At 61.1% G+C, this 7,679-nt stretch carries 7 protein-coding genes; 2 read left to right on the top strand and 5 right to left on the bottom strand.

Annotated features, from left to right (window positions below; translation table 11 throughout):
• Positions 1 to 99: 99 nt before the first annotated feature.
• Positions 100 to 1,107 carry a tetratricopeptide repeat protein gene (locus VN623_RS04870; RefSeq protein WP_325568697.1) on the bottom strand — a complete coding sequence of 336 codons (1,008 nt, stop codon included), beginning with the start codon at positions 1,105 to 1,107 and terminating at the stop codon, positions 100 to 102.
• Positions 1,108 to 1,310: 203 nt separating this feature from the next.
• Here VN623_RS04870 and VN623_RS04865 point away from each other — a divergent pair, with 203 nt between their 5' ends.
• Positions 1,311 to 2,732, top strand: a complete 1,422-nt coding sequence (locus VN623_RS04865; RefSeq protein WP_325568695.1) for a leucyl aminopeptidase family protein — start codon at positions 1,311 to 1,313, stop codon at positions 2,730 to 2,732.
• Entirely contained in the window at positions 2,732 to 3,634 is a 903-nt protein-coding gene (locus VN623_RS04860) for an NlpC/P60 family protein (RefSeq protein ID WP_325568693.1), read from the top strand. Before VN623_RS04865 ends, VN623_RS04860 begins: the two co-directional genes overlap by 1 nt.
• Here VN623_RS04860 and VN623_RS04855 read toward each other — a convergent pair.
• The 4 genes from VN623_RS04855 to VN623_RS04840 all read right to left on the bottom strand — a co-directional run bounded on the left by VN623_RS04855 (position 3,631) and on the right by VN623_RS04840 (position 7,678).
• Positions 3,631 to 4,095, bottom strand: a complete 465-nt coding sequence (locus tag VN623_RS04855; protein ID WP_325568691.1) for a hypothetical protein — start codon at positions 4,093 to 4,095, stop codon at positions 3,631 to 3,633. The genes VN623_RS04860 and VN623_RS04855 overlap by 4 nt on opposite strands.
• 73 nt (positions 4,096 to 4,168) lie before the next feature.
• Positions 4,169 to 4,801: a glutathione S-transferase family protein gene (locus VN623_RS04850; protein WP_325568689.1), complete on the bottom strand. Its 633-nt coding sequence runs from the start codon at positions 4,799 to 4,801 to the stop codon at positions 4,169 to 4,171.
• Positions 4,802 to 4,823: 22 nt separating this feature from the next.
• Positions 4,824 to 6,455, bottom strand: a complete 1,632-nt coding sequence (locus VN623_RS04845; RefSeq protein WP_325568687.1) for an ABC transporter ATP-binding protein — start codon at positions 6,453 to 6,455, stop codon at positions 4,824 to 4,826.
• Positions 6,455 to 7,678 (bottom strand): ABC transporter permease, encoded by a 1,224-nt coding sequence (locus VN623_RS04840; RefSeq protein WP_325568685.1) that lies wholly within the window; start codon positions 7,676 to 7,678, stop codon positions 6,455 to 6,457. Before VN623_RS04840 ends, VN623_RS04845 begins: the two co-directional genes overlap by 1 nt.
• Between the last annotated feature and the right edge of the window lies 1 nt (position 7,679).

Raw genomic sequence — 7,679 nt, 5'->3', positions numbered from 1 at the left:
TGATGCCGCGTCCCGCTAGAGGCCGTCGTGGAAAGGGGATACTGGCTCGGCTTGAAGCCAATGCAAATTGGTCAAGCCAATTAATCGAGCCGGATTCGCTTAACGGGCTGCGCCCTTAAACGCCAAAGCTGCGGCCGTGCCATCAACGCTGGTTTCCCAATAGTCGTGAGCCGCGGGCGCTTTACCGGCCGACGCCGTTGCCGCCGAATTCTCGGCAATCTTGGTCTCTGTCGGCTGCTGCACGGGCGCGGCATGATCTACTACGGTCTGGGCCGCGAAGCTTTTCGCATCCGGCATGGCGCTCTTTGCGTCGAGCTTCACCATCTGTTTCAGATATGTGGTGTTGGCTGAAGCGGCATCGGAATTCAGGACGCCCGCGGCCACCGCTTTCGATTCGTCATAACGGCCTTGCAGCCCGAGAACGATCGCCAAATTCTCACGCACCTTCGGTGTCGCTCCATCAGCGGTCACGGCCTGCCGTAGAATTCCCTCCGCCTTCTTTGGGTCTCCCATCATAGCGTAGGCCATCGCGAGATTGTTCATGACCGTCGGGTTGTTTTGCGAGAGCGTGAGGGCGCGTTCGTAGTACGGCACGGCGTCGCTATATTTGCCCTGCTTGGCCAACACGGTTCCGCGCGCCGAAATCACGTGCCAGTCCGGCTTGGTCGGATCGTCGGCAATTGCGAGGAGCTGGTTTGCAACACCAACCTGGTTGAGATCGAGCGCCAATCGGCCATATTCGCCTGCGAGTTCACGGTTGTTCCCGTGCACGAGGCTCGCCTGCTGCAGAACGGCGAAGGCCTTTTCCTTCTCGCCCATTGCTTTGAGGTCGCGAGCATAGTTGAGGGCCGGCTGGAGCTCCGTCGGCTTCTTCGCGTATTCCTTGCGCCAATACTCCGTCGCCTTTTGCAGCTCCGTCTGCGGCGAGGCGGAAGCCGTTTCGGACGTGCCGGTTTCCAGCGGCTTCATGGCGATGTTCGGCAACAGGTCCGATGAAAGCGAACATGCGCCGAGCAGCAGCGATGCCGTCAGGCTCGCTAGAGTTCCCATGCGAGCGGGCTTCAAAAGCAGTGCGAGCGGGCGGTTGCGACGCTCAAAGCGCATCATGTTAGTCTCCGTCAAGCCAAGATTCGCGGTCGTAGCCGAGCGAATCTGCGAGATCGTCAGTTTCTAGGGCAGGCGTCAATAAACGCTTAAGTTTTGCCGGACGACCGTGGTAGCTGATGCAATTCCAGAGCGCCGCCGCCGTGGCGTCCGGGCTTGTGGCGGCGTCGATAGAGTTCATGGTTTCAGTGGGGGCGAGAGTGACGATGGTTGAGACAACGGCATGGTCGGTAGACGACGTTTTCGCAGGCGGTCCGGCCGCTCCGTCAGACATCCCAATCTATCTCGCTCGGTCGGATGATCCTGCGGCGCTCGGCCAACCTGACGATGCCGAAAAAGCGTGGCTCGCGGCGCAGAACTTTTCAGGCGCTGCCAAGCGGTACGTTCTCGTTCCGGGTGCAGACGGGCGGATTTCCTCCGTCGCGTTCGGAGTTGGTGACGGCCATCAAGGCGATCCGAGCGGGCCTTCCGAGCTTCTAGCGGGACTTCTCGCCCAAGCCTTGCCGGCCGGAACCTATCGTCTCGCATCCGATGCGGCTGATGGCGATCTTGCAGCCCTTGCATGGGCTCTCGGCGCCTATTCCTTTTCGCGGTATCAGCGAAAGAATTCAGGTGCAGGCCGCGCCAAGTTGCGGTTGGAAAAGGCAAGCGCGTCACGGATCGTCAACACTGCCGAGGCGGTTTGGTTCGGCCGCGATCTCATCAATACGCCGGCGTCAGACCTCGGACCGGCCGACATCGAAGACGCTGCACGCATGCTCGCCGAACGTCACGGCGCATCTATCTCCGTCGTCACTGGCGACGAACTGCTGGCGCAGAACTTCCCGATGATCCACGCGGTTGGCCGCGGCAGTCCGCGCCAGCCACGCCTGATCGATTTGGTTTGGGGTCCGGAGAGCGCGCCGAAAATCACCCTCGTCGGCAAGGGCATCACGTTCGACACGGGTGGGCTCGACATCAAGCCCGCGAGCGGCATGCTCCTGATGAAGAAGGACATGGGCGGTGCCGCGACGGCACTGTCGCTGGCGCATATGATCATGGGGCAGGGGCTCAAATGCCGGCTTCGCGTTTTGATCCCGACGGCAGAGAATTCGACCGGCGGAAATGCGTTCCGGCCGGGAGACGTGCTTTCGAGCCGCGCCGGGCTCAGCGTCGAGATCGGCAACACCGACGCCGAGGGACGGCTGGTGCTCGCCGACGCTCTGGCGCTGGCCGACAGCGAGGCGCCCGACAGCATCTTCGTCTTCGCGACGCTGACCGGGGCGGCGCGCACCGCGCTCGGGCCGGATCTGCCGGCGTTCTTCACCGATGACGAGGGCATGGCGCAAAGCCTGCCGCCGCTTGCCGCGTCCATCGGTGATCCCTTATGGCGGTTGCCGCTTTGGAACGGCTATCGGCGTCACCTCGATAGCGACATCGCCGACATCAACAACGTTTGGCAGTCGCCCTTTGCGGGCGCCATCACCGCGGCGCTGTTTCTCCGCCAGTTCGTTACGAAAGCCCGCCGTTTTTCGCATTTCGATCTCTATGGCTGGCGACCGGCGGGCCGGCCCCTCGGACCCAAGGGCGGCGAGCCTCAGACGGCGCGAGCCGTGATGGAGCAGCTGAGGCGGGAGCTGTCGTCGTGATGGATGAAGCTTCGCAAATCGCTGTTGGCACGCTCGATCCGCGCCGGAATGCTTTTCGCAAAGATCTGGCTGCAAAATCGCTGGAAGGCGCGGTTAAGGCGGAACGCTATGTCGTCGGCGAACAGGCATTTGTCGTGCGCGCCTCGGTACCGCTGCGCAAGACACCGGACGCGACGCGCGGATTCGAAACGGAGGCCTTATACGGCGAGAGCCTGACCATCTACGACGAGGTCGAGGGTTGGGCGTGGGTGCAGCTCGCACATGACGGGTATGTAGGTTACGTGCCGGCGGATGCGTTGCAGCGAGGAAAGCACGATCCGACCCATCGCATTCAAACGCTAGGCACATTTCTCTATGGCGCGCCCGACATCAAATCTCCGCCGCTGATGCATCTGGCGATGAACGCGCTCGTTACGGCGCGTGGGGGTGACGATAAGTTTCTCGAACTCGACGGCGGTGGCTTCGTTTACGCGGGCCACGCCGCGTCGCGCGGCCGCCATGCAAGAGATTTCGTGGCGATCTCAGAGGGCTTTGTTGGCGTGCCGTACCTTTGGGGCGGCCGTACACGCATTGGCCTGGATTGCTCGGGGCTCGTTCAAACTTCGCTGCAGGCGGCCGGGTTTTCGACGCCCCGCGACACCGACATGCAGCAGGCCGAGCTTGGCGCCAGTATTCCCGTCGCCGGCGGTCTTGAAGGCCTGAATCGCGGCGACCTCGTATTTTGGAAGGGGCACGTCGGCATCATGGTCGATAACGTTTTGATGGTGCACGCCAACGCCCATCACATGATGGTCGCCGTCGAGCCGCTATCCGAGGCCGCGCAAAGGATTGCAAGAACAGGTAGTCAGATCACCGCGATCAAACGGCTGGAGCTGCAGGACATGTCGAGCGCAACTGCCTAGCGCCGGTATGGCAGAAACCGGTGCGTGCGTCGTACCTCGTCCGCTTCGAGCGCAGGCAGTGGCGTGGGCGTGATCCGACGGTCTCCCGTCCAGTCCCAGCCGTCCTCGATTTCCACGCGCGTTCCGATGCCAAGCAGCACGCCGGTCAGAGCGTTACGCGTTTCGATTCTTTCGACATGCCCGGCGGCGATGGCGCTGACGAGCCTCACTAAGAAGTCGAACCTGTCGAGCGGTCGATCTTCATAAACCTCATTCGCGAGCCTCAGATCGAACGTCTGATCGGACTTGATCAGCAATTCAAACGGACAACCTCCGGCGATATGTGGGGTGGCGGACAGCCGCCAGTAGCGCTGCGAGGCGGTGATATCGATCTTGGCGCAATCGCGCATCCCGTTCGCCCACGCCTCGAGGTCGACAAGCGTCGGTTCGAGGCGATCGCGGAACACGTCGTCGGGAAGCATTTGCTATTCTCGCAGGAGAGCGGCGGAATCCGTTGACCATATGCGATCCGGAGTTTTGCGAAAGAGGGGCCGTCTAGGAGGCCAGAGATTGGGAGAGCTCAGCATCCTTCGCGAGAGCGCGCGCGAAGGCAGGACGTGCAGTCACCCGTTCGGCATAATTTTTGAATTCCGGGCGCTCGGGAAGGAGCTTGAACATCGTCATCCATCTTACGCCCGAGCCGACGACGACGTCGGCCGCCGAAAAGCGCTCGCCGAGGATGTAGGGCCCCTTCGCAAGAGAGCCGGCAAGCGCGGCGACCGTTTCGTCATACGAGCCGTAGGAGAGCGTCGATGCCGGACCGGGCTCGCGCTTCAGGGCAAAATCGGTAAGCGCCGGCTCGACGGCGGCCTGATTGAAAACAATCCACCGCAAGTAAGTGCCGCGCGCCGGGTCGCCGATCTTCGGGGCGAGTTCGGCATCTGGAAATGCGTCTGCAAGGTAGAGCGCGATCGCGGCCGCCTCCGTGACGACCGTGTCGCCATGCACGATGGCCGGCACTTTGCCCATTGGATTGATCGCGCGATAGGCAGGCGATTTGTGCTCGCCCTTCTTCAGGTTCAGCACCTTGAGCTCGTGCGGTGGCGAGCCAAGCTCCTCGAACAGCCACAAAATAGCAAACGAGCGTGTCTGCGGCGCGTGATAGTGCACGAGCTTCTGTGTGCTCATTGAGTTCCCCCCGATGTGGTCTCTAGCTCGCCAGCACGCCGCGATGCGCGACTTTGATGTCGAAAGCGGCGGCGAGCAGGGCTTTCGTGTAATCTTCCTTCGGACTTTCGAAAATATCGCGCGCCGGGCCTTCTTCAACGACTTTGCCGTTCTTCATCACGATGACGTAGTTGCACAACGCCCGCACGACTTTGAGGTCGTGACTGATGAAAAGGTAGGCGAGATCGTGCTTCGTTTGCAGGTCGCGCAACAGATCGACGATCTGCGCCTGCACGCTCATGTCGAGTGCGCTCGTCGGCTCGTCGAGCATGACGAACTTTGGCTCCAACACCATTGCGCGGGCGACCGCGATACGCTGCCTCTGTCCACCAGAGAACTCGTGCGGGTAGCGGTCTCGCGCCTCGGGGTCGAGCCCGACTTCGGTCAGCGCCGCGGCGACGCGGGACCGGCGTTGACCTTCGTCAAGCTCCGGATTCTGGATCAGCAGCCCTTCTTCGATGATCTGCTCGATAGTGAGCCGCGGCGACAGCGAACCATAGGGATCCTGGAAGACGACCTGCATCTCTTTACGCAGCGGCCGCATCTGCTTGTTCGTCAAGCCGTCGATGCGCTTGCCGACGTAAGCAATAGGGCCCTTCGATGATAGAAGCCGCAGGATTGCGAGACCGAGTGTCGTTTTGCCGGAACCGGACTCGCCGACGACGCCAAGCGTTTCGCCGGCTCGCAGCTTCATCGACAAACCATCGACGGCCTTCACGTAGTCGACTGTTCTTTGCAGAAAACCGTGCTTGATCGGAAACCAGACCTTGAGATCGTCCGTCTCGACAACGACCGGGGCAGACAGATTGGTCGACGGCGGGCTGCCCTTGGGTTCGGCTTCGAGGAGATGGCGCGTATAGGGATGCTTGGGTGACGTGAAGACTTCTTCGGCATTGCCGGTTTCGACGATCTCGCCGTTCTGCATGACGTAAACGCGGTCGGCCATGTGCCGCACGATGCCGAGATCGTGGGTGATGAGCAGCATCGCCATGCCCATTTCTTTTTGCAGAGACTTGAGCAGCTCCAGGATCTGCGCCTGGATCGTGACGTCGAGCGCGGTTGTCGGCTCGTCGGCGATCAGCAGGTCTGGCTCGTTGGCGAGCGCGATGGCGATCATCACGCGCTGCCGCTGGCCGCCGGAAAGCTGATGCGGATAAGCTCCGAGCCGTTTTTCGGCGTCGCGAATGCCGACCTTGGTCAGTAGTTCGATCACGCGCGTGCGCGTCGCCTGGTCGGAAACCTTTTGATGCAACTTGATGATTTCGCCAACCTGCTTCTCAATGGTGTGCAGGGGATTGAGCGTCGTCATCGGTTCCTGAAAGATGATCGAAATTCTTCTGCCACGAATGGCGCGCAATTGCGCTTCGTTGGCCTTCAGAATGTCCTTGCCTTCGAACAGGATCTCGCCGGTTGGGTGCGATGCGGAGTTGGGTAAAAGCCGCAGGATCGACATCGCCGAGACGGTTTTGCCCGAACCCGATTCGCCAACGAGGGCGACAGTCTCCCCATTGCCGACCGTGAACGACACTTCGTCGACGACGCGCTTGGTATCGGCGCCCTCGCCGAAGGCGACGGAGAGATTGCGGACATCGATGAGAGGTTGGCCCTTGGTCATCAGCTTTTCATCTGCCTGAATGTTTTGCGCGGATCGAGCGCGTCGCGTACGGCTTCACCCATGAAGATCGCAAGCGACAGTATGATGGAGATGGAAATGAAACCCGAGATGCCGAGCCATGGCGCTTCGAGATGCTTTTTTCCCTCGAGCAGAAGTTCACCAAGCGAAGGTGATCCCGGCGGCATGCCGAGCCCAAGAAAATCAAGAGCGGTCAACGCCGCGATGCCGCCGGAAAGCTTGAACGGCACGAACGTCAGCGTGGCGACCATCGCATTCGGCAGCAGATGCTTGAATATGATTTGCCAGTCGGAGAGGCCCAGGGCGCGGGCCGCGCGAACGTACTCGAGGTTGCGGCCGCGCAGAAATTCGGCGCGCACGAGACCGACGAGCGACGTCCACGAGAAGATCAGCAGAATGCCGAGCAGCGTCCAGAAACCCGGAACGAACAGCGATGACAGGATCAGCAGCACGAAGAGTTCCGGTATCGAGTTCCAGATTTCGAGGAGGCGTTGGAAAATCAAATCGGTCTTGCCGCCGAAGTAGCCCTGCACCGCGCCCGCGAGCACGCCGAGCGCCGACGAGACAATCGTCAGGATGAGACCGAACAGCACCGAAATCCGAAAGCCGTAGATGACGCGCGCAACGACGTCGCGGCCTTGGCTGTCGAGGCCGAGCCAATTGGTGTTGCCGAGTTCCTTAAAGCGCGCGACTTGATCCGCCGGCGCGTCGCAAAGCTTCAGTGACGATGCCCAGGGTGGTGGCGCGGGATAGCCGAGGCAGATGCCGTTTTCGCCAATGCGGCCGGGATAGTCCTTGTTGATCGTGTCGTAGGAGTAGCGGATCGGCGGCCAAAGCATCCAGCCGTTGGCGTTGATCTCGTTGGCGATGTCGGGCGTGCGGTAATCGGTGACGGCGAGGAAGCCACCGAACTTTTCTTCCGGATAGTCGACGAGAACCGGAAACAGAATTTCGCCCTTGTAACTGATCATCAGCGGCCGGTCGTTGGCGACGAACTCGGCAAAGAGCGTGATCAAGAATAGTCCGCTGAAGATGAGGAACGAACGATATCCGAGCTTGTGCGCCTTGAAGCGCTCGAGGCGCCGACGATTGACGGGAGACAGGCGGAAGCCGAAACGCTTTTTGGTTCTTGCGAACCACGTTGCTTTGTCCGGCGTCGCGATTGCGGCCGTATCGCCCGTATCCCGATCGGTTTTCTGATCCATC

It is taken from the genome of Hyphomicrobium sp. (genome assembly GCF_035572195.1).
Taxonomy (GTDB): domain Bacteria; phylum Pseudomonadota; class Alphaproteobacteria; order Rhizobiales; family Hyphomicrobiaceae; genus Hyphomicrobium_B.
The sequence above is the reverse complement of the archived record's forward strand: the minus strand, read 5'-3'. Positions and strand labels throughout refer to the sequence as shown.